This window comes from Streptomyces xinghaiensis S187, from assembly GCF_000220705.2.
Classification (GTDB): domain Bacteria; phylum Actinomycetota; class Actinomycetes; order Streptomycetales; family Streptomycetaceae; genus Streptomyces; species Streptomyces xinghaiensis.
The window spans coordinates 3,236,003-3,261,836 of sequence record NZ_CP023202.1 but is presented as its reverse complement, the minus strand read 5'-3'; the positions used below and the strand labels follow the sequence as shown (position 1 = coordinate 3,261,836).

The 25,834-nt window shown below is 72.7% G+C and carries 24 protein-coding genes; 7 read left to right on the top strand and 17 right to left on the bottom strand.

The genetic code is table 11. The features are described from left to right. Window positions 1-100 precede the first annotated feature (100 nt). From SXIN_RS13910 to gmd, 7 genes are all read right to left on the bottom strand, one after another. Window positions 101-1,261: a glycosyltransferase family 4 protein gene (locus tag SXIN_RS13910; RefSeq protein WP_019707602.1), complete on the bottom strand. Its 1,161-nt coding sequence runs from the start codon at window positions 1,259-1,261 to the stop codon at window positions 101-103. Between the two features lie 2 nt (window positions 1,262-1,263). Continuing rightward, entirely contained in the window at window positions 1,264-2,817 is a 1,554-nt protein-coding gene (locus SXIN_RS13905; RefSeq protein WP_019707603.1) for an oligosaccharide flippase family protein, read from the bottom strand. 60 nt (window positions 2,818-2,877) lie between these two features. Then, window positions 2,878-3,582 carry a class I SAM-dependent methyltransferase gene (locus SXIN_RS13900; protein WP_019707604.1) on the bottom strand — a complete coding sequence of 235 codons (705 nt, stop codon included), beginning with the start codon at window positions 3,580-3,582 and terminating at the stop codon, window positions 2,878-2,880. Window positions 3,583-3,936: 354 nt separating this feature from the next. Next, window positions 3,937-4,482, bottom strand: coding sequence for an acyltransferase (locus tag SXIN_RS13895; RefSeq protein WP_157916287.1), 546 nt, complete (start codon window positions 4,480-4,482; stop codon window positions 3,937-3,939). A 162-nt stretch (window positions 4,483-4,644) separates the two neighbouring features. Then, window positions 4,645-6,069, bottom strand: a complete 1,425-nt coding sequence (locus tag SXIN_RS13890) for an O-antigen ligase family protein (RefSeq protein WP_157916286.1) — start codon at window positions 6,067-6,069, stop codon at window positions 4,645-4,647. Between the two features lie 91 nt (window positions 6,070-6,160). Beyond that, entirely contained in the window at window positions 6,161-7,036 is an 876-nt protein-coding gene (locus SXIN_RS13885) for a glycosyltransferase family 2 protein (protein ID WP_019707607.1), read from the bottom strand. A gap of 58 nt (window positions 7,037-7,094) precedes the next feature. After that, the gene (gene gmd, locus SXIN_RS13880; protein WP_019707608.1) at window positions 7,095-8,156 is read right to left on the bottom strand and encodes a GDP-mannose 4,6-dehydratase; all 1,062 of its coding nucleotides are present in this window, start codon (window positions 8,154-8,156) and stop codon (window positions 7,095-7,097) included. Between the two features lie 441 nt (window positions 8,157-8,597). Between gmd and SXIN_RS13875 the strand changes: the two genes are divergently transcribed. Next, a complete protein-coding gene (locus SXIN_RS13875) occupies window positions 8,598-9,557 on the top strand; it encodes a GDP-L-fucose synthase family protein (protein ID WP_039820474.1) in 960 nt (319 codons plus the stop codon). A 123-nt stretch (window positions 9,558-9,680) separates the two neighbouring features. Here the strand turns inward: SXIN_RS13875 and SXIN_RS13870 are convergent, their stop codons facing one another. From SXIN_RS13870 to SXIN_RS13850, 5 genes are all read right to left on the bottom strand, one after another. Beyond that, window positions 9,681-10,907, bottom strand: coding sequence for a serine hydrolase domain-containing protein (locus tag SXIN_RS13870; RefSeq protein ID WP_019707610.1), 1,227 nt, complete (start codon window positions 10,905-10,907; stop codon window positions 9,681-9,683). After that, entirely contained in the window at window positions 10,904-11,878 is a 975-nt protein-coding gene (locus tag SXIN_RS13865; RefSeq protein WP_019707611.1) for a glycoside hydrolase family 68 protein, read from the bottom strand. The genes SXIN_RS13870 and SXIN_RS13865 overlap by 4 nt, the downstream gene beginning before the upstream one ends. A gap of 61 nt (window positions 11,879-11,939) precedes the next feature. After that, window positions 11,940-12,764 carry a carbohydrate ABC transporter permease gene (locus SXIN_RS13860; protein ID WP_019707612.1) on the bottom strand — a complete coding sequence of 275 codons (825 nt, stop codon included), beginning with the start codon at window positions 12,762-12,764 and terminating at the stop codon, window positions 11,940-11,942. After that, the gene (locus SXIN_RS13855; RefSeq protein WP_192883588.1) at window positions 12,761-13,687 is read right to left on the bottom strand and encodes a carbohydrate ABC transporter permease; all 927 of its coding nucleotides are present in this window, start codon (window positions 13,685-13,687) and stop codon (window positions 12,761-12,763) included. The genes SXIN_RS13860 and SXIN_RS13855 overlap by 4 nt, the downstream gene beginning before the upstream one ends. Window positions 13,688-13,766: 79 nt before the next feature. After that, on the bottom strand, window positions 13,767-15,140 hold the full coding sequence (locus SXIN_RS13850) for an ABC transporter substrate-binding protein (RefSeq protein ID WP_019707614.1): 1,374 nt from the start codon (window positions 15,138-15,140) through the stop codon (window positions 13,767-13,769). Window positions 15,141-15,360: 220 nt separating this feature from the next. On the opposite strand from SXIN_RS13850, the gene SXIN_RS13845 reads away from it, so the two are divergent. Next, window positions 15,361-16,401, top strand: a complete 1,041-nt coding sequence (locus SXIN_RS13845; protein ID WP_019707615.1) for a LacI family DNA-binding transcriptional regulator — start codon at window positions 15,361-15,363, stop codon at window positions 16,399-16,401. Window positions 16,402-16,484: 83 nt separating this feature from the next. Here the strand turns inward: SXIN_RS13845 and SXIN_RS13840 are convergent, their stop codons facing one another. The 5 genes from SXIN_RS13840 to SXIN_RS13820 all read right to left on the bottom strand — a co-directional run bounded on the left by SXIN_RS13840 (window position 16,485) and on the right by SXIN_RS13820 (window position 19,964). After that, window positions 16,485-18,029: a fused MFS/spermidine synthase gene (locus SXIN_RS13840; protein WP_039820478.1), complete on the bottom strand. Its 1,545-nt coding sequence runs from the start codon at window positions 18,027-18,029 to the stop codon at window positions 16,485-16,487. 151 nt (window positions 18,030-18,180) lie between these two features. Next, entirely contained in the window at window positions 18,181-18,573 is a 393-nt protein-coding gene (locus SXIN_RS13835) for a type II toxin-antitoxin system VapC family toxin (RefSeq protein ID WP_019707617.1), read from the bottom strand. Beyond that, the gene (locus tag SXIN_RS13830) at window positions 18,573-18,824 is read right to left on the bottom strand and encodes a hypothetical protein (RefSeq protein WP_019707618.1); all 252 of its coding nucleotides are present in this window, start codon (window positions 18,822-18,824) and stop codon (window positions 18,573-18,575) included. Before SXIN_RS13830 ends, SXIN_RS13835 begins: the two co-directional genes overlap by 1 nt. A 131-nt stretch (window positions 18,825-18,955) precedes the next feature. Beyond that, a complete protein-coding gene (locus SXIN_RS13825) occupies window positions 18,956-19,177 on the bottom strand; it encodes a DUF397 domain-containing protein (protein ID WP_019707619.1) in 222 nt (73 codons plus the stop codon). Then, a complete protein-coding gene (locus tag SXIN_RS13820; RefSeq protein ID WP_019707620.1) occupies window positions 19,170-19,964 on the bottom strand; it encodes a helix-turn-helix domain-containing protein in 795 nt (264 codons plus the stop codon). Before SXIN_RS13820 ends, SXIN_RS13825 begins: the two co-directional genes overlap by 8 nt. A gap of 489 nt (window positions 19,965-20,453) precedes the next feature. Between SXIN_RS13820 and SXIN_RS13810 the strand changes: the two genes are divergently transcribed. From SXIN_RS13810 to SXIN_RS13795, 5 genes are all read left to right on the top strand, one after another. Then, window positions 20,454-20,783, top strand: a complete 330-nt coding sequence (locus SXIN_RS13810) for a hypothetical protein (protein ID WP_019707622.1) — start codon at window positions 20,454-20,456, stop codon at window positions 20,781-20,783. A 117-nt stretch (window positions 20,784-20,900) separates the two neighbouring features. Continuing rightward, the gene (locus SXIN_RS13805) at window positions 20,901-22,310 is read left to right on the top strand and encodes an L-lactate MFS transporter (RefSeq protein WP_050930693.1); all 1,410 of its coding nucleotides are present in this window, start codon (window positions 20,901-20,903) and stop codon (window positions 22,308-22,310) included. Next, entirely contained in the window at window positions 22,307-22,480 is a 174-nt protein-coding gene (locus SXIN_RS31275; protein WP_019707624.1) for an MFS transporter small subunit, read from the top strand. Before SXIN_RS13805 ends, SXIN_RS31275 begins: the two co-directional genes overlap by 4 nt. A 387-nt stretch (window positions 22,481-22,867) precedes the next feature. Further along, window positions 22,868-24,091, top strand: coding sequence for a lycopene cyclase family protein (locus SXIN_RS13800; RefSeq protein WP_019707625.1), 1,224 nt, complete (start codon window positions 22,868-22,870; stop codon window positions 24,089-24,091). 142 nt (window positions 24,092-24,233) lie between these two features. Next, window positions 24,234-25,829, top strand: a complete 1,596-nt coding sequence (locus SXIN_RS13795; protein ID WP_095757054.1) for an FAD-dependent oxidoreductase — start codon at window positions 24,234-24,236, stop codon at window positions 25,827-25,829. Window positions 25,830-25,834: the final 5 nt, after the last annotated feature.

Genomic DNA, 25,834 nt, shown 5'->3' with positions numbered 1-25,834 from the left:
GCGCGTGCGTCGGGATTCGATGGGGAGGAGGCCGGTGGTGGTGGACGCCCGCCCGGCGTACGGGGCCCGGGCGAGAGGCGGCGGGTGGTGCGGCGAGTGGTCAGCAGGCCGTACGGAACCAGTCGACGTAGGCCCGGGCCACGTCCTGGAGCCGGAAGTCGCCCTCGACGCGCTTCCGGGCCCGCTCGGCGAGCAGTGCCCGCCGCTCGTGGTCCCGGGCGAGCTCCGTCATGGTCGAGGCGAGCACCGCTGGGTCGTCGACGTCCGTCAGGGCGCCCGCGCGACCGCCGTCGAGTACCCAGGGCACCCCTCCGCTCCGGGCACCCGCCACGACCGGCACGCCGATCGCCATGGCCTCGAGGATCGTCAGGGGGAGGTTCTCCGCGAGGGACGGGTGGACCAGCACGTCGGCCTCCCGGGCGAGGCGCTGCGCCATGAGCGGATGGTCGGTGCGTCCGACGAAGTCCACCCCGTGGTGGAGCTCCTTCCCCACGGCCCAGCTCTCGGCGGGCCCGCCGGGTCCGAATCCGTTGCCGAACGCCAGCAGTCGTGCCGTGGGAAGCCGGACGCGCACGAGACGGAAGGCCTGCAGCAGCCCGGTTCCGTTCTTCAGCCGGCCCCACCCCTGCAGCGCCGACGCGAACACCGGTTTCGCGTCGCGGCGGGGAGCCCCGGCCCGTGGCAGGGAGTCGAGCAGCACGCCGTTGGGGATCACCCGGACGTGTCGCCGCACGCCCAGACAGCGCCGCAGATGCCGCACCGTGTACGGGCTGACGGCGCTCAGGGCGGTGGCCCGGTGCACGGCGGGCAGGGCCAGGCTGTGGCGCGTCCAGCGAAACGCACTGCGCATCTCCCAGGCGGCGCGGAGGGGCGCGTCGTGGGCGGTGACGCAGGACGGCAGTCCGCTGTCCGCCGCCGCGAGGGCGAACTCGTAGGTCCAGTGGGCGCTGATCACGTCGGCGGGGTGCGCCCGCATGGCCGCGGCCAGCTCCCGGCGCTCGCGGCGGAAGAAGTCGCGTGCGCGGTGCAGGGCCCGGGGGCGCTGCGGTACGACGACGATCCGCAGCGGATCGCCGTCCCCGTACACACGAGGCTCGCTCACCTCGGCGCTCAGGGCGTAGGCGGTCACCCGGTGTCCTTGTTCCAGCCAGGTGCGCACCAGCCAGCCGGTGTACGGGAACGCGTAGACGGGTGGGACGCCCTCCGGCAGCCGGTCACGGAGCGTCGTGAGGTCCACGGGGCCGGCAAAGCCGATGTGCATGGTCAGCTTCCTTTCACGTCGTCACGGGCCGCGGCCGCGAACCGGACTTCCGCTCCGAGTGATTCGGGGCCGGCGTGCCGTGCTCGGGGGAAACGCAGCATCCCCGTCGCGGCGGCCACCGCGTACAGCGGAATCCGGCGGCGCAGGAGGGCGCAGAGCAAGACGACCGGCAGCATGCAGACGAGGCCGTAGCCGAATCCGGCGGCCGGGGGACGGCCCGCGCCCCCCAGCGCGGCCGCACCGCCCAGCCCGGCACCGATGACGGCGTGGATCGCGTGCATGCGCAGCGCCGTCCGCGTGTGAAGCAGGCCGGCCCGGTGCCAGCCGCCGATCTGCACCAGGTGTCCGGCCGCCTGCCCCAGCGCCGCCGCGGCGGCGAGGAGGACGAGGCTCTGCTCGGCGACCGCGACGGCGATCCCGGCGAACGTGGTGGAGAGCGCGGTCAGTTGGGTCGCCAGCACCACCCCGCCCGCGTGCCGGGTCTGGTCGACGATCATTCCGGACCGGCACAGCAGAGCCATGCCGGCCCCTGCCGCCGTGAGGGGCACCAGGGCGGTGGCGAGCGTCCAGCCCGGACCGAGCAGCAGTCCGAGCGCGGCCGGCCCGAGCCCGCACAGTGCCCCGAAGCCGACGAAGGCCGCCGCCGACGCGGCGCACACGACGTGCTCCGCCGCCCGGCCACCGACGAGGCGATCCGAGGCCCGGCGCTCGGCGAGCAGCGGGGTGGCCGCCGAGTTCAGGCCCTGGAAGAGGACTTGGGAGGGGAGGCCGGCGAAGTAGGAGGCGCGGGAGTAGGCACCGGTGGCGCCCGCCCCGAAGAAGTGGCCGGCCGTCCAGGTGGGCGAGCTGGTGCCGATGAACTCCAGGAGGCCGAAGCCGGCCAGGAACCCCGAGGGCGCCAGCAGTTCTCGCGCCCGGACCGGAGGACCGGGGGGCAGCGCGGGGCGGGCGGTGGGCCGGAGCGTGACGATGGCCAGGGTGACGGCCGCCGCCGCGGGCTGTGCGGCGGCCAGCCCGAGGGGGTTCCACCCGAGGGCGATCAGTGCCACACCGACGGCGATGCCGCTCGCCTGGCCTGCGAGTTCGCAGGTGACCGCCGTGCGGGCCCGCCCGGTGCGACGCAGCGTGGCCATCACCACCGTGGCCGCCGGCTGGATGAGGAACTGGCAGCCGAGCAGGCGGAGCAGCGGCGTCATCTCGGGCATGTCCCACAGCGAGCCGACCAGGGGGGCCGCCGCCTGAACCACCAGGAAGCAGATGACCCCGCAGGCCGTCCCGAGTCGCCGGGCGGCGCGCATGGCGGGCCGCGTCAGCACCCCGGCCCGTAGTACATGGGTGGCCAGCCCGCTGTTGGACACGTACCCGAGCAACTGGATCACGGTGAGGGCGATGGCGTACGCGCCGAACGCGCCGGGCGTCACCGTCCGCCCGGTGTACATGGTGTACGCGAGCTGGAGCACCAGGAGAACGGCGGAGCCGGACCAGTTCCACCCCAGCCAGTGGAGGGCGGACCGGGCCCCGACCGAGGGGGCGTGGTCGGCGTCAGCGGGTTTCACGCAGGAACCACCTCATGCCGCACGAAGGGGAACGGCCGTACCGTGACCGGCTTCGGGAGGTCAGAGCGAGGGTGCCTTGCAGACGAGGACGAGACCCTCGGAGAACGCCGGGCGCAGTCTGACGGCGGCGTGGGAGGCGGCCCGCAGAAAGCGCTCCCGGACACGCTTTCCCGACCCGAGAACGTGGTAAAAGAGCCACCGGCTCGGATGCAGTCCGCAGTCCGAGACCAGGCGGGCCAGGGAAGCGGGGGTGAACACGTACACGTGGTCCGGGTGAATGCTCTCCCACCCCCTCATGGTGTTGACCATTCCCTTGAACGCGAGGCCGTTGGGGGTCGAGAGGATCAACTCGGCCCCGTTGCCCGCCTCCCGCATCAGGTCCGCGATGCCCCGGAGGAACGAGGCGGCGTCCCGTACGTGCTCGATGACGTCGCCGGCCAGGACGATGTCGGGCTTGAACGCGGCGGCGACGGACCTGTCGGCCGGATCGGAGACGTCCATCACGGTGTACTCCCCGCCCAGCCGGTTCCGCAGGAGTCCGATGCCCTCGGCGTCGATGTCCGCCCCGAGCACCGCGGAGGCGGTCTTGAGCAGCCTGGCGTGGAGGATCGATCCGTCGTCCAGTCTCTCCTCGGTCAGTGGTGAGTCGGCGCAGCCGATGTGCAGCACCCGGCGCCCGGCGCAGAGTTCGAGCAGGAGCGCGTCCCGCTCGGGCATGATCGGCCCCACGGGCAGACGATGGACGAAGAATCCGGGATGTGGCATGACGCCTCTCCTCAAACTTGCTGCACATCGCGCCGGGCGAATGGGATAAGACGCCGGCACGCCCGAAAGGAAACGGATATCGGCATGCACGGATGCAGCCGCGCCGAATCCACAGGCTATCCCAGCGCTCTTTCGGCTCTGAACTGACACGCCCTCGTCATGACTCGGTCCGCAAACGCCACCCCGGGGAATTGTCCACAACGCGGAAATACCCGTCGGATCAACGGAGGAAGTCCGTGTGTCGTGAACGTCCGCCTGCTGTGATCCGTGCACCGGGACATGCGGACACCGGTAACCCTGTTCCCGGGGCTGCACCGGCCCGTCCTCCAGCGGGCCGCCTCGGCGTTCGGGGTCTCAGAAGGCCCGAGTCCCGTGTGCGGGTCTCCCGCTCCCATCGTGCGAGGCCGGCGCCAGGGGCCGCAGAACGCGGCACGGCACTCCCCCGGCCACCACACCGGGGGGGAGCGAGGACGTGACGACGGTGCCCGCGCCGACAACGGTCCCGGCACCGATCTCGACGCCCTTGAGGATGATGCTGCGCGCGCCCAGGAACACGTCGTCACCGATCACGACCGGGGCGGCTGCGGCCCGGGACTCGGGCTCGAATCGACGGGGAATCATGTCGACCGGATGGAAGTCCGTATCCGCGATGAGCACGTCGGCACCCATCAGAACGCGATTTCCGATCGTCACGGAAATCGATGCGCAAATCGTCGCTCCGCTCAGTCCGGCGTGCTCCCCGATCACCATGCGGGCGCCAGGTCGCAGAGTGCGCAGGATGACCGGACGGGACACTCCGAGGGGAGTGTTCGGTGCCCGCGAGATCAGCGTGGTACCGGAGCCGATTTCGATACTGGACCCCTCGGCCAGACACACGATCGGACGGCCGATCGCCGTCACTTTCGGGGCCACTGTCACCCTCGAAACAGCAAGGGTGGCCCATCCCGCGATTCGCTGAGCGATGGTTCCCGCAGTGCGTGTCCACTCCACCGGTGTTCTCCTCGCTCCGCAGTCGACGACGCCGACACGTTTGTCTCGTCAATCCGTCCGTGAAGATCAGATCTACCCTCCGCGGCTTGCCGGTCCGGGCACGCCGGTCGCGGGAGCGGGAAGGTGCCCCGGCGGAGGCACGGGCATGCCGGCGCCGACGGGGGACGGCCGGCGGGCTGCCTCCGCCTCCGAGGCGCGTGCCTGCCACAGGCACCATCCGAGGAGCACGGCCTGCTCCGGCGGCGCCGAGTAGGCGACGAAGAGCACCAACTGGCCGATGATCACCAGCCGCAGGGCCAGGTTCCCCTCCCCTCCGCGGCCGAGCCGACGCCACACCACCACGTACAGGGCGAGCAGCGCGACCAGTCCGACCAGGCCCAGGCGCAGCACGAGGTGCAGGTAGTAGTCGTGCGGGGAGACCGTGACGAGCCCTCCCTCGATGGAGCGCGCGTAACCGGAGCCGAACGGGGATCCCAGGAGCCACTGCATCGGTGTCCGCGCCGCGTTCAGCAGTTCCTGCCAGCCGAGCACACGCCACACGAACGAACTGCGGGTGCCCTGGGTTTCGTTGAAGGAGTCCGCGAGCGACGCGCCGATCGAGCCGAACGCGCCGATGGAGTACAGCAGTGCCGCGAAGGAGAGCACCACTGCCCCAGCGATCGCGGAGGTCATGCGCTGACCGGCGCGGGCGGGACGCAGCGCCCACCAGCCGAGCGCCATGGCCACGGCCCCCACCCACACCGTGCGGTGCTGCAGCAGGGCCACGAGCACGAGGAGGAGGAAGGCCGCCGGCACCGCGAGCACACCCCGCCGTGCGGCCTTCCGCGTGCCGGGTTCCGACGAAGCGGGCCCTGAGCGGCCGCGCGCCGGGTGGCACAGGAGCAGCATCGCGCCCTGCGCGATCACCAGCGCCGCGCCGGCGGGCACGGGCCTCGGGTCCACCGTCACCCCGTCCACCGCCACGTGCGTGGTCAGCGAGTGCAGCCCTCGGCCCAGCCAGCCGGTCAGACCGAGCAGCGCGTACGCCGCCGCGGAGGCCAGCCAGGCCCGGGGGACGACCCTGCTCAGCGGGGCGTTCAGGGGGAGGGTGGCCACGTACAGGGCGAAGGCGAGGAAGTGCCAGAAGTAGACCCGGGCGTCGTTGCCCGCGGCCTCGATACCGAAGGCGGCGACTCCCCGCAGGGTCGACCAGCCGGCCAGCGCGACCAGCACCAGGACGGGCAGCAGTCCCGAACGGGCCCACAGGTCGCGACGCGGCAGACGGGCCGCGGCGACGCACAGGGCGCAGGCGGTCAGGAGGTCCGCCGGATACAGGCGGACGCCGAGGTCCAGACTGGCCGTCTGCCCGTCGACGGCGACGGACCACACGGGCACGGCCAGCAGCAGCCCGATCGCGATTCCGCAGTGCCGGGCGAAGACCCACAGCAGCAGCCCCACGAGCGGGGGCGCCGCGAGGAGCATCAGCAGGGCCTGCGGGTCAGCGGGTAGGGGTTGCACCGTGATCCGTTCTGGGATGGGGGAACGCGCTGGGGGTGAACCCGGCCGGGCGGTGCGGTCGGCCGTCCGGCCCGGCCGCGTGCCCGGCCGGTCAGGGGTCGGCGCGAAGGGACGACTGCCGGTGCCGCGGTACGGCTCCCGGCAGGCGCACGCCGGCTCTCAGGACGGTCTTCACATACGGGGAGCAGAAGACCAGCGGCGCCCAGGGCCCGAGGTGGCGGCGGCAGTACCGCCACCACGGTGCCGGCGGCTGCTCCCGCACCGACACCAGCCGCCGCAGCGCGGTGCGCGCGTCGAGCCCGGGTTCGGCCGAAGTCCCCCGCACCGCACCGGAGTTGTCGTCGCAGATGCCGACGTGGCCCGGTGCGAGCAGCAGGGGGACGCCCGCCCGGCGGGCACGGAGCCCGTAGTCGTGGTCCCCCATGCGGTGCGGGAAGGCGGGGTCGAGGTCGCCCAGCACCCGCCGGGCTGGGGCGGTGACCAGGACCGCGTTGCCGTTGCAGGTGTCGCACGGCTTCGCGTGCCGGTCGTCCGGCTCGACCCGTTCCAGAACCGGGGGGCGGAGCCGGGGCCGGACGAGGCGGTAGCCGCTGTAGGTGGTGCGGGTCCCGTCGCCGGAGCGCATGGCGCCCACGGCCACGGCCGGGCGGTCCAGGGGTGCCGCGGTGCGCAGCAGTGCGGCGAGGGCCCCCGGGCGGAGGACCACGTCGTCGTTGAGCCACAGCACGTGGGCGGCGGGATCGGCGCGGGTGGCGGCGATCCCGGTGCCGGTGCCCCAGTGGACGCCCGTGCCGACCGTCACCACGTCGGTGCGGGGGAAGGCGGCGCGCACCTCGTCGGCCGTGCCGTCGGAGCTGCCGGCGTCGACCAGGTGGACCGTACAGCGGGTGCCTGCCGGGAGACCGGTCTGTGCGTGCACCGAGGCGAGGGCCGCGAGCGTCCTGTCCCGGCGGTTGTGGCAGGTCATCAGAACGGCTACGCCGGGCGGGGTGCCTCCGGGCGGGACGCGGTCGGCGGGCACCGGGTCACCGCGCGGCCGGGGCGGGAACGGCGGTCGGCGCGGCCTGGTCTCCCGGCGCGACCGCCTGGTCTCCCGGCGCGAGGCCGTTCCGGAGGAGGCTGAGCTCCGCGTCGACCATCAGGCGGGCCAGTTCGGGTGCGCGGACGGTCGCTCGCCATCCGAGGTGCGACTCCGCCTTGGAGGCGTCGCCGATCAGGTGGTCGACCTCGGTCGGGCGCAGATAGCGCTCGTCGAAGCGCACGTGGTCGTGCCAGTCGAGGCCGACGTGGGCGAAGCACTGCTCGACGAAGTCGCGCACGCTGTAGCTGACACCGGTCGCGACCACATAGTCGTCGGGCTCGTCCTGCTGGAGCATCCGCCACATCGCCTCGACGTACTCGGCCGCGTAGCCCCAGTCCCGCCGGGCGTCGAGATTGCCGAGGTAGACCACGTCGTCCAGGCCCGCTTTGATGCGCGCGGCGGCCGTCGCGACCTTGCGGGTGACGAAGGTGGGGCCGCGGCGCGGCGACTCGTGGTTGAAGAGGATGCCGTTGACCGCGTACATCCCGTAGGCCTCCCGGTAGTTGCGGGTGACCCAGTACGCGTACACCTTCGCCGCCCCGTAGGGCGAGCGGGGGTGGAAGGGGGTCCCCTCGTTCTGGGGCGGTGGGGCGGCGCCGAACATCTCCGAGCTGGACGCCTGGTAGAAGCGGCAGGGGAGGCCGGTGGTCCGGATGGCCTCCAGCAACCGCGTCGTCCCCAGACCCGTGGAGTCCCCCGTGCATGCCGGTTCGTCGAACGACACGCGGACATGTGACTGGGCGGCCAGGTGGTACACCTCGTCCGGTCGCACCTGCTTCAGCAGGCCCGCGATCCGGGTCCCGTCGGTGAGGTCCCCGTAGTGCAGGAAGAGACGGGCCTCCGGATCGTGCGGATCCCGGTAGAGGTGGTCGATGCGCTGCGTGGTGAAGGTCGAGGCGCGGCGGACGATTCCGTGCACCACGTATCCCTTCCGCAACAGCAACTCCGCGAGGTAGGAGCCGTCCTGGCCGGTGATGCCGGTGATGAGCGCGGTCTTGACTGTCATGGGGCCTTCTCTGGCTGGGCTGTCGGGGTGGGCAGACGGCGACTCACATCGCGAGCACCTCAGGACACCCGGCCAGAATACGGAAATCCTATTCTTTGTCCTTGTTATGACTGTGTGTCGTGTATGCCGTGATGTGACTCCGGTGCCATTCGGCGCACACGGCCTTCGTTCCCCCCGGGGTCCGCACCGGGGACGGCTCTCATCCCGGCCGGCAGGCCAGGGACCGGCCCCGGCGCCGTGACGGCTCCGCGGCCCGTGCGCGCCTCACACGTCCGCCGGACCCGGACGGGGATGCTCTTCGCAGACGCGAGGCCCAGGCCTTCGGCGCTCATCGAGAACTCGGCGTCACGCCGGTGAAGGAGGACAGCGATGCCCATGGTCACCAGCACACATACCGGTGCCACCCGCCCGGCCGCCGCGGAGCCGAGCGCCCCTGGCGCGATGTGGCGCCCCCTTGACCGTTCCGCACGGGTGTTCGTGGCCGGAGGCCGGGGGCTGGTCGGCTCGGCGGTGTGGAGGGAACTGCTCCGGGAAGGGTTCACCGACGTGGTCGGGCCCGGCTCCGCCGAACTGGACCTGCGGGAGCGCGGGGCGGTCTTCGACTGGTTCGCCAGGACGCGCCCGGACGTGGTGGTCCTGGCCGCGGCGCGCGTCGGCGGCATCAAGGCGAACGCCACCCGGCCCGCCGAGTTCCTCTCGGAGAATCTGCGCATCCAGGTCAATGTGCTGGACGCGGCCCTGGAGCAGGGGGTCGAGCGGCTCCTCTTCCTGGGCTCCAGCTGCATCTACCCCAAGTTCGCCGAGCAGCCCATCCGGGAGGAGGCGCTGCTGACGGGCCCTCTGGAGCCGACCAACGACGCCTACGCCATTGCCAAGATCGCCGGTGTCCTGCAGGTGCAGGCGGTCCGGCGGCAGCACGGTCTGCCGTGGATCTCCGCCATGCCGACCAATCTGTACGGGCCCGGGGACAACTTCCACCCCGAGCACTCGCATGTGCTGCCGTCACTCATCCGGCGCTTCCACGAGGCCCGGCGGACGGGGGCGCGGCGCGTGGTGAACTGGGGCTCCGGGACCCCCCGCCGGGAGTTCCTGCACGTCGACGATCTGGCCAGGGCGTGTCTGCACCTCCTGGAGCGCTACGACGGGGACGAACCGGTCAATGTGGGAACCGGCACGGACCTGTCCATCCGGGAACTGGCGGAGATGGTCGCCGAAGTGATCGGTTACCGGGGGCGCATCGAGTGGAACGCCGACCAGCCCGACGGCACCCCCCGCAAACTTCTCGACATCTCCCGCATCACCGCACTGGGCTGGGCGCCCCGGATCGGCCTGCGGGAGGGCGTGGGCGAGGTGTACGCGTGGTACGCGGACCACCTCGGGTCCGGTGACGTGCGGCAGTGAGCGGGCTCGGGGCTCCTGGACCGCGGGCGCCGGGCTCGGCGCCGCACACCGGAGCCGCCTCTGCCGGTCCCGGCTCACCGCAGGCAGGAGGGCTCCGTCGGCTGCGCTGCCGGCCCGTGCCGGTCAGCCGCTCACCGTCTCGCGCAGGGCGTCCACCACCGCCGTGGCGCGGAGGTCCTCGTCCGCCTCCATCTGGTTGGTGAGGAACGCGAAGCCGATCTCCGCGCCGGGGTCCGCGAAGGCGACCTGGCCGCCGGCTCCGTCGTGGCCGAAGCTGCCGGGGGAGAGGTAACGGCGGGCCGGGGAGTCGAGTTGGAAGCCCATGCCCCAGCGCGGCCACGGCCCCGGGACATCGAACACGGGAGCGCCCTCGCTCTGGACCGCGAGCGCGCTCTCCAGGGTCGTGTCGTCCAGGAGGCGGACCCCCTCCGTGGCGGTGACCGTGGCCGACCAGAGGGTGGCCAGCGCCCGCGCGGTCGCCACCCCGCCGGCGCCGGGGATCTCGGCGGCGCGGACGGCGGGGTCGTTGAAACCGCCGTCCGGGGTGATCAGTTCGGGGGTGAAGGCGCCGCCGAGCGTCATCGCCCGGCCGGGCCAGTCCGGATCGCCCGGCACGCGGGCCGCCGCCTGCCGGGCCACGTGGCCCACGAGGCCGGCCCCCGCGTGGAGGTGGGCCACCCGCCCGCCGAGGTGCCCCGGCAGGCCGACCCAGGCGTCGGCGCCGAGCGGTTCGGCGAGAAACCGGGCGAACGCCTCGCGCACCGGCAGGCCGGTGATCCGCCGGATGACCTCGCCGATCAGCCAGCCGTGGGTGAGGGCGTGGTAGGCGTATCCGGTGCCCGGCTCCCACAGCGGCTTCTGCTCGGCCAGGGCGCCGGTGACGGTGTGCCAGTCCAGGACGTCCGACGGCGAGAGCGCGCGGCGGGGCGCGGAGAGCCCGGAGCGGTGGGCGAGGATGTCCAGCACCCGTATGCCCCCCTTGCCGGCCTGTGCGAACTCCGGCCAGTAGGTGGCGACCGGCGCCCGGTAGTCGAGCCGGCCCTCCGCCACGAGCCGCGCGGCGAGGACGGACATCAGCCCCTTCGTGCAGGAGAAGATCACGCTCGCGGTGTCCCGTTCCCAGGGGCGGCCGGTGCGGGTGTCCGCGACGCCTCCCCAGAGGTCGACCACCAGTTCGCCGTGGTGGCGGACGGCCAGGGCCGCCCCCATGCGCGGGTTGCCGTCGAAGGCGCGCTCGAAGGCGCGTCGCACCGGCTCATAGCCGGGGACCGTCCGGCCGTGGACGGCGGTGGTCGCGGTGGTCGCGGGGGGCGCGGGGTTGACGGGGTTCGCCGGGGTCGCGGGGGTCATCGGGTCTCCTGCAGGCGTGCGACGGACAGGTGCCCGTCGGGCGACCAGCCGAGCGGAAGGGGGTCGGATATCCGGCCGGCGAAGTCGGTGTCCGGGCCGGTGTTCTCGAAGGCGAGCAGCACCCATCGCCCGTCGTGGGTGCGGACGGCGCGCCCGCTGTAGAGCTCCTCGCCGGTGAGGAGGGCCGCGTCCCCGGCGGGCACGGGGCCCGTCGGGTCGGTGACGGGGACGGCCCAGACGCCGCCGCGCTCCCCGCGGGCCCGGCGCTCGCCCACGACGTGCGGGGTGTCGCAGGAGAAGAGCACCGCGTGCCGGCCCTCGACGGTGACGAGCTGCGGGACCTCCAGATGGGCGAAGCCCGCGCCGGGGGAGCTGAGCGGCTCCCGGACGGACCAGGTCTCCAGGTCCGGGGAGGTGGCGTGGCCGATGACGCCCCGGTCGAGCGGGTCCCCGTGCGCGGCGCGGGCGGTGATCAGCATGTGCCAGCCGTCACCGGAGGGGTCGGGGAAGACCCACGGGTCCCGCCAGGTCTCCTCGCGCCAGGTCCCGTCCGCGTAGGTCTCGTAGTGGAGCGGGTCGGCGGAGACGACCGTCGCGGGCTCCTTGGTCCAGGTGTGGAGGTCGGCGGAGACGGCCACGCCGATGGTCTCGATGTTCGCCGCGGAACCGGACACCGGGAAGCGGGCGCCGGTGTAGAACATGCGCCAGCGGCCGTCCGGGCCCCGGACGACGGAGCCGGTCCAGGTGGCCGTCTCGTCGTGGTCCCCGGGGCCGCCCGGCCCGAGCACCGGGCCGAGATCCTCCCAGTGGCGCAGGTCCGTGGAGACCGCGTGGCCGATGGCGGCGTTGCGGTGGCGGAGGTGCTGGTCGCCGAGGGAGCGGGGCGCGTGCAGGTAGTAGAGGTGGTGGAGGCCGCCGGAGTCGGCGAGCCAGAAGTCCCAGACCCAGTGGTCGTCGAGGGCGAAGGTCACGAGTGCTCGTTTCGGTGGTTCGCGAGAGCGGGGCGGGGCGGGGCCGCACGGGCCCCGGAGGTCAGCTCTTGACGGCGCCGGAGAGCAGCGCCTTGACGAACTGGCGCTGGAAGATCAGGAACACGATGATCACCGGTGTGATGACGATCAGCGCGCCCGCGTTGAGCAGCGGGATGCTCAGCGAGTACTGGCCCTGGAAGAAGGTCAGCGCTCCCGCCGCCGTCCGGTCGAGCGGGTTGTCGATCAGCACCACCGGCAGCAGGAACTGGTTCCACGTCCACAGGAAGTAGAGGATCGCCAGCGCGGACACCGCGGGCAGCGCCAGCGGCAGCTGGATCCGGCGGAACTCCTGCCACAGCCCGGCGCCGTCGACGCGGGCGGCCTCCGACAGCTCCCGGGGCACGTTGACGAAGTGCGCGCGCATCCAGAAGACGCCGAACGGCATGAACAGGCCGATCAGCGGCAGGATGACCGCCCACCGGGTGTTGAGCGTCCCCAGCGTCTGCGCCTGGTAGTAGAGCGGGATGATCAGGGACTCGAACGGGATGGCGAGCCCCAGCACCAGGAAGACCAGTACGGCGCCGCCGCCCCGGACGCGCAGCGAGCCCAGGGCGTAGCCGGCGAGCGTGGCGGCCAGCAGGGCGGCGGGGACGACCCCGGCCACGATCAGCAGGCTCGATCCCATGAGCTTGCCGACGTGCCCGGTCTCGAACGCGGCGGCGAAGTTGCCCCACTGCGGGTCGGTGGGCCAGGCGAGGCCGGTCGGGTTGACGTCCGCCGGCTGGAGCGCCGCCGAGACCATGTTGAGCAGCGGCAGCAGCGTGAGCACCAGGGCGAGGACGAGGAGGACGCGGCCGGTGAGGGTTTCGGTGCGGCTGGTGTTCATCGGTCACCTGCCCGGGCGAGTCGCTGGACCGGCAGCACACAGGCCACCACGAGGATCATGAGCACGATGCCGAAGGCCGAGGCGAGCCCCACGTCGCTCTGGGTGAACCCGATCCGGTAGATCGAGATGGCCGGGACGAGCGTGGAGCGTCCGGGGCCGCCCTGGGTCGAGGTGTAGATGATGTCGAAGCTGCTCAGCGCGGCGATCATGCTGAGCGTGACGAGGACGGCGATCTCCTGGCGCAGCCCGGGCAGCGTGATGGCGAAGAACTCCCGCCACCAGCCGGCACCGTCGATCCGGGCGGCCTCGTAGAGCGAGCGGTCGATCTTCCCGATCCCGGTGAGCAGCAGCACCGTGCACAGACCGGTCAGCACCCAGGAGCCGATCAGCCCCACCGCGGGCAGCGCGGTGCCGTAGTCCGACAGCCAGGGCCGGGCGAGCCACCCCAGGCCGGCCGCCCGGAGGATCTCGTTGACGGCGCCGGTCTGCGCGTACATCCAGGACCAGGCGATACCGGCCGCGGCCAGCGGGATGACCTGCGGAAGGAAGAGGATCGTCTGGGACGCCCGCGCGAAGCCGCCGGAGCGCAGCGAGCGGATGAGCGTCGCCAGCACCAGCCCGGCGCCGACGGGGATGACCGTGAAGAAGACCAGCAGAACGAACGCGTTGCCGATGGCGCCGAGCAGTTCCGGGTCCGTGAACACGGTGGCGTAGTTGCCGAGCCCGACCCAGGTCGCCGTGCCGACGCCGTTCCAGTCGTAGAACGAGTACTGCACGCCCACGATCAGGGGCCAGACCACGAAGCCGACGTAGGCCCCGAGGGCGGGGAGGAGCAGCAGCCACCCGCGCGCCGCCCCGCGCCGGGGGCCCTTCGGCGAGCCTGCCCGGCCGGAGCGGTGCAGGGGGGCCGGGGCGCCGGTCACCGCGACCCTCCCCGCGCGGGGCGCCCCGCCCGCCCGGCCGCGGAGGCCGGGCGGGGGACGGGGCGCGCGATGCCCGTGGTCATCGCTTGCCGACCTCCTTCTCGTAGAACTTCTGCACGCGCCGGACGAACTCCTTGCCGCTGAGCTTGCTCGTCACCAGGAGCTGGGACTCGGGGATGATCGAGCCGGAGTAGATGCCGGCCGTGGTGTTCGCCATGAAGTCCACCTGTCCGCCCTCCTCGGCGAGCTGCGCGGACATCTCCAGCGCCGCCTCGGCGAGCGAGCCGGCCTCCGCCTTCGGCTGGGGCAGGTCCGGGTCGCCGCCGGCCGAGGCGCCCGAGACGTCGAGGACGATCTGGCGGGCCTTCTCGTCGCTGTGGACCCAGTTCAGGAAGTGGACGATCTCGTTCTTGTGCGGGGACTTCGCGGCCACGGAGAAGGAGTTGGCGGCGCCCATGGCCACGTGCTTGCCGCCCTTCTTCTCCGGCGGCACCAGGAAGAAGGTCACATCGTCCCCGAGCGCCTTCTGGTAGTTGGCGGCCTCCCAGTTGCCGTTGAAGGTGAAGAGGCCCTTGCCCTCGGAGAAGCGGCTGACGAAGGCGAAGTAGTCGAGGGAGTTGATGTCCTTCGGGAAGTACCCGGCGTCCGCCCACTTCCGGACCAGCTCGGCGCCCTTCCGGTTGCCCGGGGTGTCGTAGCGCGCGCCGGGCTCGTTGTACATCCAGGAGAGGAACTCGTCCTTGTCGGCGTACTGGTTCATCGCCGCCTGGACGACGAAGTTCACCACGCCGTCCTTGTCGCCGGCGACGATGGGGAGCACGCCCTCCGCCTTCGCGGTCGCCAGGTCCTCCTCCAGTTCGGCGAGGGTCCCGGGCGGGCCGTCGATGCCGAGTTCCCCGGCGAGCTTCGTGTTCATGTAGATGCCGGTGACGCTGTAGCCCAGGCCGAGCTGGTAGAGCGGGCCGGAGCCGCGGACCCCGTCCTCGTTCATCCGGAGCGGTTCGAGCTGGGCCTCGGGCCAGGAGTCCCAGCCGTACGCCTTGTGGTACGGGTCGAGATCGGCGAGCAGACCGTCCTTGACCGTCTCGCCCATGGTGGGCAGCCGGATCAGGTCCGGCGGGTTGTCGCTGGCCAGCAGCCGGGGTGCGTTGGCCGTGAGGTTCTGGAACGTGTCCCGGTTGATGTCGAAGGTGATGTTCGGGTGCTGCCGGGTGTACTCCTCGGTCAGCTTGTCCGTGAGCGGGAACCCGGTCTCGTCGGCGATGGTGAGCTTCACCTTCTCCTTGGTCAGCTCGGTGCTGACGTCGGTGGCGTCGGGCGTGTCCGGCGAGCCGCCGTTCCCGCCCGGCGCGCAGGCCGCGAGGACCAGTCCCGTGGTGACGGCCGCCGCTATCGCGGCCGGGGCGCGCCGCCGGCTGCGTCGGCGTGGGCGCCGTTCGTCCCTGTCTGCCATGTCGGCTCCTTCCGGGAGCGTCCGCGGACCGGTCGGCCGTTGCGGGGCGGGAGACGGTCGCCCCGCGGCGTCCACCACGGGAACCGTTCGCTCCAGTTTGCGTCGCTCCACTGCTAAAAGGTTTTAGCTTGCGTGTTAGGCTCACGGTGCCAACGGCGTCGTGTCAAGGGGCGTGACGCATTCGTCCTCAACGGCCGCAGCGGGGACGGGAGGGAGCGCGATGCCGCGGAAACGGGTCACTCTCGCCGACGTGGCGCGCCGGGCGGGGCTGTCCACCACCGCGGCCTCGATGATCCTCAACGGCCGGCCCGACACCCGGCTCTCCAAGGACGCCCACGAGCGGGTCCACGCGGCGGCGGCCGAGCTGGGCTACCGCCCCAATGTCGCGGCCCGGGGCCTGCGCACTGACAAGACCCTCACCATCGGCTTCGTCTCCGACGCCGTCGCCACCACGCGCTTCGCCGGCGGGCTCATCCAGGGCGCGCTGGACGCCGCGCAGCAGGCCGGACACGTGGTGCTGGTGACGGAGACCGGCGGGGACACCCGGCGCGAGACGGAGGCGATAGCGGCACTCCTCGACCGGCAGGTCGACGGGATCATCTTCGCCACCGTGCGCGCACGCGAGCTGTTCGTGCCGGAGCTGCCCGAGGGCACCGACGCCGTCATGCTCAACGCCACCAACGCCCGCCACCCCACGGCGGTGCTCCCCGACGAGACGGCGGGGGGCCGCGCCGCCGTCGGGCTCCTGATCGAGGCCGGGCACGCGGAGGGCATCGCGCTGATCGGCCAGAGCGACGAGGCCGAGCGCGGCGTGTTCCGGTCCAGCACCGTCGCCCGGCGGGTCGCGGGCATCCGGGGCGCCATGGCCGAGCACGGCCTGGAGTTCGTGGCCCAGGAGTCCATCTGGGACTGGGAGCCGCACCACGGCTACGAGACCACCCTGGCGCTGCTCCGCCGGCGCCCGGACGTCCGGGCCCTGCTCTGCCTCAACGACCGCCTCGCCTTCGGCGCGTACCAGGCCCTCGCCGAGCTGGGGCTGAACGTCCCCGCGGACGTCTCCGTCGTCTCCTTCGACAACGACGAGGTCGCCGCCTACCTCCGCCCGGGCCTCACCACCGTCGCCCTGCCGCACGAGGCCATGGGCCGCCGCGCGGTCGAACTCCTGCTGGGCAGGGCGGAACCGGCCGAGGTGCTGCTGCCGATGCCCGTGGTCGCCCGCGAGTCGGTGGCACCGCCCCGGGAGCGTGAGCGGCACAGCTGATCAGGGCGGCACGGCGACCGGCCCACCGCGAACCGTTTCTCCGGTCGTCGTCGCGGCATCGCCGGGCCCGGCCGCGCGCCGTGTCAGCGGCCCGTCCGCGATCCGGAGGGCTGGAGGAGCTGGTCGACGGGGGCGTGGTCGTCGGTGAGCGGCCGGGCGCCGCCGGTCCAGGCGGCGAGGTCGTCGCCGGTGGCGATCTTCCAGCCGGTGCGCCGGGCGTCCAGCGCCTCCTGCGCCGCTCGCAGGTCGACCGGCCGGTCGGAGGCGAACGCCACCATGTTGCCGCCCTCCGAGGCGGAGGCCGGGCCGAGCCCGATGTCGGCGGGGTCGCCGGCGAGAGCGACGTGCTCGAAGACCGCGCCGAGGGTCGCCACTTCGGCCCGTGCGAAGGCCAGTTCGCCGTGGTCGATGAGGTTGGCGACGTACAGGCCGTCCTCGGTGAGAACCCGCCGTATACCGGACATCGCCTCCACCGTGGTGAGGTGCCACGGCACGCTCACGCCCCCGAAGGCGTCACCGACGACGAGGTCGCGGCTGCCGGCGTCCAGCCGCCGCAGGCCGATTCTGCCGTCCTCGGCGCGTACCTCGATCCCGGCCTCCGGCCCCAGACCGAGCCGGTCGCGGTTGATGCGCACGATGTCCCCGTCGATCTCGGAGACGAGGCTGCGGGTCCCGGGCCGCGTGGCCGCGAGGTAGCGGGGAAAGGTGAGCCCGCCGCCGCCCAGGTGGTGGGCGGCGAGTGGTTCGCCTTCGGGAAAGGCGGCATCGACCACCGAGGCGATGGCGCGCACATACGTGAACTTCAGGAAGGTCGGGTCGTCGGTGTCGACGTAGGAGTGCCGCAAGCCGTCCAGAACGAGTGTGCGGCCGCTGTCCCGCTGGGGGTCCGCGACGATCCGCGCGCAGTGGTACTTGGTCTCGGCGTCGCAGCCACCGGGCGCGACCGCGGCGGCCAGGCCGCCGGCGACGACCACGAGCGCCAGGGCGGGGGCGCCGCTCCACCCGCGCGTCCGCCACTCCGCCAGCGCCGAGCCGACGACCAGCAGTGTCCCCAGGCCGAGCAGTATGCCGCTGACCGGCAGCCGCGAGACGAGGACGAAGCCGGTCAGGACGGTGCCGACGATGGCGCCGACGGTGCCGACACCGGACAGCCGGCCGACCACCGTCCCGGTCTCGGCGAGACTGGTGAGACGCAGCTTGGTCACGATCGGTGTCACCGCGGAGAGCAGCGCGCCCGGCACGAGGATGGTCAGCGACGCGATCAGCAGGAGCAGCGCGGGCGCCCACTCCGCCGTGGTGCGCAGCACGGCGGGGGTGAGCGCCACGACCGCACCGGACACCCCGAGCGCCGGGCCGATGAGCCGGCGGGGATCGACCTGGTCGGCGATGCGCCCGCCCAGCCAGGAGCCGAGGGCGATGGCGGTGAGGGCGATGCCGATCACCAGGGTGCTGGTTTCGAGGGTGAGGCCGAGGTAGGGGGCCAGCAGCCGCAGAGCGACGATCTCCACCACCAGGACCGCGGCCGAGGATCCGAACACCAGCACGGCGGCAGCACGGGGCCCCAAATCGCGGGTACGGGACGGGCCTTCGGCGGCGGACGGGGGAGACGATCCGGTCACGCGCGACATCCTCGCACGCGCTGCGCCGGGGCGGGGGCGGTCGTTCCCGGTGCGACCGGAGTGTGCGAACAGGCAAGCCGGACACGGCGGTTGCTGTGGGGCTGTCCGCCCTCGGGCGACTCCGCCGGGCGGGACACCTGCTGCGGGCCGTTTCCTCGGATCAGACCTTGATGACCTCTACGGCCCGTCCGCAGAGCAGGCTGATGTCCTCCGGGTCGGAGGTGAGGACGGTGGCCGGTCCCGGCACGGAGCGTGCGATGGCCGCGAGGACGGCGTCGATGGCGTATTTGTGGCCTCTGAGACGGTGGCCGCGCAACAGCGCTGCGGCTTCGTCTGCGACGTTCCTGGTGACGTCATGCACGTCGATCCGGGAGAGTACCCAGCGGATGCGGGCGGGATGGATGCGCTCGTAGTCCGCTTCGAGGATGGCCATGGCGGTCGTGGCGACCCTGATGCCTTCTTCTGTGGCTGCCTGGACGTAGGCCAGGACGGTACGGTCCTTGAGGTAGAGCTTGGACAGGCCCTCGCTGTCGAGGAGGAGCGCGCCGGGCATCAGGCTGCGGCACCGCTTGAGCCGTGCTGGTCGTGGCGCAGCACGGCACGGGCTGCTTCGACCTCCTCCCGGGACAGCGGATCGTTGTCGGTCTCGAAATCGGCGACGATCTCCTGGAGCTTGTCCATCGCCACACGCTGCTCCAGCGCCTCGGCCACATAGGCGGAGAAGCCACCGGGGCCCACATGCGTGCGGACGGCCTCCGCGAGGTCTTCGGGGAGGCTGATGGAGTATTTCTTGCTACCGGCCATGGCTTCGATCCTACCAGTGGTAGGGGCCTTCTCGGGGGGTGAGGCGGGGGTGCGCGATGTCCGGGCTTGTCATGACACCTTCCATGGCCGATCCTCTGGAGCCCGTCCGACCTTCGGAGGCAGGGCCGGCCTCAGGCCTGGAGGGCTCCGGTCTTCACGGCGGTGACGAAGGCCGACCAGCCGGGGGCCGGGAAGACCAGGGCCGGGCCGTGGGGGTCCTTGGAGTCGCGGACCGGGACACCCGCAGGGTGGTCGTCCAGGATCTCCACGCAGCTGCCGCCGTCGTTGTTGCTGTGCGACGACTTGCGCCAGCCAGTCAGTGCGCCGGCGTTCCGGATCATGTGCTCAGTCATGGTGCCCGAACTCCTTCGCGGTGGCCCTCATCAGGGCCAGGGATTCCCTCTGCGGGAGCGCTTCACCCATGGCGAGAGCGTAGGCGCCGTGGATGCGCTCGACCAGTGCCGGGGACTCGTGGAGCTTGCCCATGAACGTGCCTTCGCTGTAGGCGACCGGTGGTTGGTCCTCGAACCACATCAGCGTCACCATGCCCATCAGCAAGGGGTGGCTGCCCAGGCCGAGCGGCAGAACGTGAACCCGTACGCGTTCGCATTCCGCGAGCCGGACCATGTGCGTGATCTGTTCGGCCATGACCGCGGGCCCGCCGACTGGACGGCGCAGTACCGACTCGTCCAGCAGGGCCCACACTACGGGCGTCACCGGGTCGTTGAGGACCTTCGCCCGGTCCAGGCGTGTGACGACGAGGCCGTCACGTTCTTCATCGCTCCGGGGAGGGAAGCTCGTTGAGAGGACGGCACGCGCGTACGCCTCCGTCTGGAGGATGCCGGGGATGAAGGACAGGGCGAACTCGCGGATCACCGTGGCCTGTTGTTCGAGGAGGCGGGCGGGTTCGAAGTAGTCCGCTACCGCCATCTCCGTCTGCGGAAGGAAGTTGCTCAGCACATTCCCCGTGTTCAGCGCCTTGTCCAGGCGGCGGGCGTCGTCCTTGGACGGGATGCGGCGGCCCGCCTCGATGTGGGAGATGTGCGAGCGCGTCATGATCGCCGCGTCCGCCAGCTCCTGCTGCGTCATGCCCGCCGCCTCGCGCTGTGCCCGGAGCCAGTCCCCGTACGCGTTGCCCATCGCCGCCCCCCTTGTGCGACAAAAACCCCGTCACCTGCTGTTCTCTGGCGAGCCTAGCCCGTGTGGTCTCACAGTGTGAGGAGATCGCTACAGAGCGACAGATGAGACCTCAGGTGTGCAGGAGTTGAACATGTTGGATCGCATGGCCCGCGTCCTCGAACCGTTCCGGCGGTTCCTGTGGTGGGGGTTGGCGGGTGTGGACCCGGGCGCCGGACCGGGGCGGCATCGGGCCTCCGGAGCGTCCGGGGTCTCCGGGGCGCGTCTCGTTTCGTCCGCCCCGCCGCCCGTGATCCCGTTGCCGCACGGTGCCATGGTGCGGCGGTCGGCGGCCCCCGGTTCAGGGTGCCCGGCCGCCTGCGTCTGTGCGGCTGCGCCGCCGCGGGGCACGGCGCCGCGGCGGCGGGTGCTGTGGGTGGTCGAGGACGGGTTCGGGCTGCGGGCGTGGCCGGGACATGGGCCGCGTCCCCTCCGTGCCGAGGAGGTGGCCCGGTGAGTGAGGAGGCCGGGGTGGCGCGGCTGCTGCCGTGGTCGAACGACGGCAAGCCGTGCTATCTGCTCGGCGGTGGCGGCGGATATGTCTCGCGGCTCGCCGACGACATGGAGTGCGTGCAGCTCGGTATGGCCGGTGAACTGCTCGGGCACGCCGCCGACCTGCTCGGTGACCCGCGGGCGACGCCGCCCCAACTGCACTTCCTGGCCGCCCGGTTGGCCGAGTCCCTGCGCGACGTCCACCGGATCGCGGAGAGCCGCGGCGCCCGGCTTCCCCTCCGGGAGGGCGACGCTGCGGGGCCCAACGGACGGTCCGAAAAGGACAGTTGAGGCTGACGCTGTGCGCGGAGCCTTCACGGGGATGGGTGAAAGCTGTACGGTCGCCGGTCAGTCCCTGATTCCTCATCGTGGACGAACTTTTCCGCAAGCCGTGTGGAGGAGAACCATATGGCCCCACTTCTCGTCCCTGGTGTGCTGCAACGCTCCCGCTGCGTCGCCCCGCCGGGCTGGAGCCGCTGGCTCGTGCCGCCCGCCGCGCTCTCCGTCCACCTCGCGATCGGGCAGGCCTACGCGTGGAGCGTCTTCAAGCCCCCGCTGGAGGAATCGCTCAACCTCTCCGGGACCGCCTCCGCACTCCCGTTCCAGCTCGCCATGGTGATGCTCGGGCTCTCCGCCGCGTTCGGCGGCAAGCTGGTCGAACGGAACGGGCCGCGCTGGGCCATGGCGGTCTCCGCCCTCTGCTTCTCCTCCGGGTTCCTGATCTCGGCGCTGGGTGCCGGGACCGAGCAGTACTGGCTGGTCGTCGTCGGCTACGGGTTCGTCGGTGGCATCGGACTCGGTATCGGCTACATCTCCCCGGTGTCGACGCTGCTGAAGTGGTTCCCCGACCGTCCGGGCATGGCGACCGGTATCGCCATCATGGGCTTCGGCGGCGGGGCGCTCATCGCCTCGCCCTGGTCGGCGCAGATGCTCTCCGCGTTCGAGCCCGGGTCCGCGGGGATCGCACGGACGTTCCTCGTCATGGGGCTGGTCTACGCGGTCTTCATGACGCTGGGCGTGCTGCTGGTCCGGGTGCCCGCCGACGGCTGGCGGCCGCCCGGGTGGGCGCCGTCCGCCGCCGTCGCCAAGCCCCTCGTCACCACCGGTCATGTCTCGGCCGACAACGCCCTGCGGACCCCGCAGTTCTGGCTGCTGTGGGTGGTCCTGTGCACGAACGTCACGGCGGGCATCGGGATCCTGGAGAAGGCGGCCCCGATGATCACGGACTTCTTCTCCGGCACCTCCGCCCCCGTCGGCGTGACGGCCGCAGCGGGCTTCGTCGGATTGCTGTCCCTGGCGAACATGCTGGGCCGCTTCACCTGGTCCTCCACCTCCGACCTGGTGGGGCGGAAGAACATCTACCGCCTCTATCTGGGCGTCGGGATGCTGATGTATCTGGCCATCGCCCTGCTCGGCGACTCCTCCAAGGCGCTGTTCATCGTCTGCACGGCGGTGATCGTGTCCTTCTACGGGGGCGGTTTCGCGACCGTGCCCGCGTATCTGAAGGATCTGTTCGGGACGTTCCAGGTGGGCGCCATCCACGGCCGGCTGCTCACCGCCTGGTCCACGGCCGGCATCCTCGGCCCGCTGATCGTCAACGCCGTCGCGGACGCCGGGGAGTCGGCCGGGCGCACCGGGCCCGGCCTCTACACCTTCTCCTTCTCTCTCATGATCGGCCTGCTGATGGTCGGCTTCCTCGCCAACGAGCTGGTCCGGCCGGTCCACGAACGCCACCACGAACCGGACCCGTCCGGACCGGCCCGCTCCGGTCCGGAGGCGCGGTTCCCGACCGCCCGGCCCGAGGAGGCGGCACAGTGACGTACCCCGACTCCACCGCACCCGTCCCGTCGAGCACCCTGCCGGACGCGCGGCCCGAAGCCGGTGGACGGCGGCCGCTGATGGCCCTCGCCTGGCTCTGGGTCGGGGCTCCCTTCGCCTACGGGGTCTACGAACTCCTGCTCAAGATGCGGCTGTTGTTCACCGGCTGATCGCCCCCTCCTGCCCTGCCCTGCCCCACCCCGCACACGCCGGGTCTCCGTTCGCCGTCCTCCCCCGGCGCGGAGGCCCGGCGGCTCGTTTCCGCCGCCGCGTGTGTCCGCACGCAGGCTGCAGGCCGCAGGGACGCCGCACGCCTCCGCCGTGCGCTCCTGCCCGCCCGGGCGCCGGATGTCGAACACCTGACGGATTTTCGCCGTGTCCCGCCTCGCGCCTGCATCCGTAGGGCGCCCCCCTGCGGAATGCTGGGAGTCCGCGGCCACCGCGCCGGGCGCCGGACCGAGGGACGAAGACCGCAGGGACCGGCTTCCGCCGTGGGCCCGCGGTGTACGTCCGCAGTCCGCAGTCCGCCGAGCGGCAGGTGAGGAGAGAGAGTCGTCGTGTACGACACGGAGGTCGCCATCGTGGGGGCCGGGGCCGCCGGGCTGTCGCTCGCGTACCGGCTGTGCGACGCCGCCAAACCCGGGGGGCGGCTCGGGCCCGAGGTGACACTGGTGGACGCTCCGCCCGGTCCGCTCCGGCCGCCCGAGCGGACCTGGTGCTTCTGGGAGGAGCCCGGGGGAGAGTACGACGGCGTCCTGGCCGCCTCCTGGGACCGGCTGCGGGTGCGCGGGGCCGGCGGCGCCGAAGTCGTCGGGCAGCCCGCTCCGCTGCGGTACAAGATGCTGCGCTCCCGGGACTTCGAGGCGGCGGTGGAGCGGCGGCTCGGTCCTTCCCCCTTCTTCCGGCGCCTGACCGCCGACGTCACCGATGTGGCGGAGCTGCCGCAGGGCGCCGAGGTGCGCGGGACGACCGCGGGCGGCGAGCCGGTGCGGCTGCGGGCGCGGTGGGTGTTCGACTCCCGGCCGCCGCAGCGGCTGCCCCCCGCGCGGACCGTGCTGCTCCAGCACTTCCGCGGCTGGTTCGTCCGCACCGAACGGCCCGTGTTCGACCCGGCGGTCGCGGACCTCATGGACTTCCGGACCCCGCAGCCCGCGCATGGACTCTCGTTCGGATACGTGCTGCCGACCGGCCCGGACGAAGCCCTCGTCGAGTACACCGAGTTCTCGGCGACCGCGTTGGCACGCGAGGAGTACGAGCAGGCGCTCCGGCACTACCTGGGCGAGGTGCTCAAGGCGGGACCGTACGAGGTGACCGCCGCCGAGCAGGGCGTGATCCCGATGAGCGACGGCCGGTATCCCCGGCGCGTCGGGCAGTCCGTGTTCCGCATCGGCGCCGCCGGGGGCGCCACCCGGCCGTCCACCGGGTACACCTTCGCCGCCGTGCAGCGGCAGACACGGGCCGTCGCCGAGGCGTACCACCAGGGCCGCACCCCCGTGCCGCCCCCTCCGCACCCGGCGCGCTCCCGCGCCATGGACGCGGTGATGCTGCGTGCGCTCGACAGCGGGCGGGTGGACGGCGACCGGTTCTTCACCGGACTCTTCGAACACGTGCCCATGGAGCGGCTGTTGCGCTTCCTCGACGGGCGCACCCGGATGCGCGAGGACTTCGCCATCGGACTGCGCACCCCCGTCCTGCCCATGCTGCGCACCGTGGCCGAGCTGCCCTGGCTGCGCAGACGCTCCCTGCCGCTCCGCGCCGGCCCGGGCGACGGGCGGCCGTGACCCGGCGCGGCGCGCACGGCACCGCACCGCCCCGTACCGGCGCCCCTTCCCGTCCCGTTCACCGTCCCGTTCCGCGCCCGCCCCGAGGCCGTGCCCGTCCGCCCGTCCCGCCCCCCGCTGTTCGAACAGGAAGGACCCGCCCATGGCTCCGCCCGTCTCCGGCTCCGCAGTCCCGTCCCCGTCCGCTTCCGGGGGACGCCCGGTGAGCCCCCCGCGCCGGGGACGGGACCGGCGGGCCCGCATCCTGCCCGCGCCGTCCGGCCGGCCCCGGGTCACCGGCGAACCGCCCCGGACGGCCGTCATCGGCGGTGGCATCGCCGGGCTGGCGGCGGCCACCGGGCTGGCCGAGCGCGGCGTCCGCGTCACCCTGTACGAGCGCGAACCCGGCCTCGGCGGGCGCCTCGCCGGGTGGCCCGTCGAGCTCGCCGACGGTTCGTCCGCCACCATGAGCCGCGGCTTCCACGCCTTCTTCCGCCAGTACTACAACCTGCGGGGGCTGCTGCGGCGGGCCGACCCCGGGCTCTCCGCGCTCACCGGCCTGCCGGACTACCCGCTCCAGCACAGCGGCGGTCTGCGCGACAGCTTCGCCCGCGTCCCGCGCACCCCGCCGTGGAGCGCCCTCGGCTTCGCCGCCCTCAGCCCCACCTTCCGCTGGCGCGACCTCGCCCGGATGAACCCGCGCGCGGCCCTGCCCCTGCTCGACGTCCGGGTGCCGGACGTTTACGAACAGCTGGACGACATCAGTGCCGCGGAGTTGCTGTCCCGCATCCGCTTCCCGGAGGCCGCGCACCATCTGGCGTTCGAGGTGTTCTCCCGGAGCTTCTTCGCCGATCCGCGCCGGCTGTCGGCCGCCGAGATGGTGCTGATGTTCCACATCTACTTCCTCGGCTCCAGCGAGGGACTGCTCTTCGACGTGCCGGACGAGCCGTTCCCGCAGGCGCTCTGGGAGCCGCTGGGCGGCTATCTCGCCGGGCACGGCGCCGAACTGCGCACGGCGTGCGCCGTGGAGTCCGTCGAGCCGGGCCCGGACGGCGGCTTCACCGTCGCCGCGGCGGACGGACGCCAGGACTGTGACGCCGTGGTGCTCGCCCTGGACACCGGCGGCCTGCGCGAACTCGTCGGCCGCTCGCCCCGGCTGGGGAACGAGCGCTGGCGCGAGCGGATCGCCCGGCTGCGCACGGCGCCGCCCTTCCTGGTCTCCCGGCTCTGGCTGGACCGCCCCGTGGCCGCCGGCCGGCCCGGCTTCCTCGGGACGAGCGGCTACGGGCCACTGGACAACGTCAGCGTGCTCGACCGCTGGGAGGGCGAGGCCGCACGCTGGGCCGCCCGTACCGGCGGCTCGGTGGTCGAACTGCACGCCTACGCCGTCGACCCGGCCGCCGACCGGAGGGCGGAGGAGAAGCGGCTTCTCGCCGGGCTGCACCGGGTCTACCCGGAGACCGCTGACGCGAAGATCGTGGACGTCCGGCACGAATGGCGCGCGGACTGCCCGCTGTTCCCGGTGGGCGGATACCCGGACCGGCCCACCGTGCACACGCCCGATCCGGCGCTGGTGGTGGCCGGTGACCTGGTGCGCACGGGGCTGCCCGTGGCGCTGATGGAGCGCGCCGCGACCTCCGGCTTCCTCGCCTCGAACGCCCTGCTGGAGCGGTGGGGCGTACGCGGCCAGACGCTGTGGACGGTGCCGGAGAAGGGGCGCACGGCGCTGCTGCGGGCGCTGGCCGGCCGGCTGGGATGAGAGGG

Bases quoted from the DNA above. Each gene is read 5' to 3' on its own strand.
- SXIN_RS13840 (WP_039820478.1), bottom strand. From the start codon at position 18,029: ATGTCGCGCGTGACCGGATCGTCTCCCCCGTCCGCCGCCGAAGGCCCG.
- gmd (WP_019707608.1), bottom strand. From the start codon at position 8,156: ATGACAGTCAAGACCGCGCTCATCACCGGCATCACCGGCCAGGACGGC.
- SXIN_RS13910 (WP_019707602.1), bottom strand. From the start codon at position 1,261: ATGCACATCGGCTTTGCCGGCCCCGTGGACCTCACGACGCTCCGTGAC.
- SXIN_RS13900 (WP_019707604.1), bottom strand. From the start codon at position 3,582: ATGCCACATCCCGGATTCTTCGTCCATCGTCTGCCCGTGGGGCCGATC.
- SXIN_RS13850 (WP_019707614.1), bottom strand. From the start codon at position 15,140: ATGGCAGACAGGGACGAACGGCGCCCACGCCGACGCAGCCGGCGGCGC.
- SXIN_RS13830 (WP_019707618.1), bottom strand. From the start codon at position 18,824: ATGGCCGGTAGCAAGAAATACTCCATCAGCCTCCCCGAAGACCTCGCG.
- SXIN_RS13860 (WP_019707612.1), bottom strand. From the start codon at position 12,764: ATGAACACCAGCCGCACCGAAACCCTCACCGGCCGCGTCCTCCTCGTC.
- SXIN_RS13825 (WP_019707619.1), bottom strand. From the start codon at position 19,177: ATGACTGAGCACATGATCCGGAACGCCGGCGCACTGACTGGCTGGCGC.
- SXIN_RS13870 (WP_019707610.1), bottom strand. From the start codon at position 10,907: ATGACCCCCGCGACCCCGGCGAACCCCGTCAACCCCGCGCCCCCCGCG.
- SXIN_RS13820 (WP_019707620.1), bottom strand. From the start codon at position 19,964: ATGGGCAACGCGTACGGGGACTGGCTCCGGGCACAGCGCGAGGCGGCG.
- SXIN_RS13845 (WP_019707615.1), top strand. From the start codon at position 15,361: ATGCCGCGGAAACGGGTCACTCTCGCCGACGTGGCGCGCCGGGCGGGG.
- SXIN_RS13875 (WP_039820474.1), top strand. From the start codon at position 8,598: ATGTGGCGCCCCCTTGACCGTTCCGCACGGGTGTTCGTGGCCGGAGGC.
- SXIN_RS13835 (WP_019707617.1), bottom strand. From the start codon at position 18,573: ATGCCCGGCGCGCTCCTCCTCGACAGCGAGGGCCTGTCCAAGCTCTAC.
- SXIN_RS13795 (WP_095757054.1), top strand. From the start codon at position 24,234: ATGGCTCCGCCCGTCTCCGGCTCCGCAGTCCCGTCCCCGTCCGCTTCC.
- SXIN_RS13885 (WP_019707607.1), bottom strand. From the start codon at position 7,036: ATGACCTGCCACAACCGCCGGGACAGGACGCTCGCGGCCCTCGCCTCG.
- SXIN_RS13805 (WP_050930693.1), top strand. From the start codon at position 20,901: ATGGCCCCACTTCTCGTCCCTGGTGTGCTGCAACGCTCCCGCTGCGTC.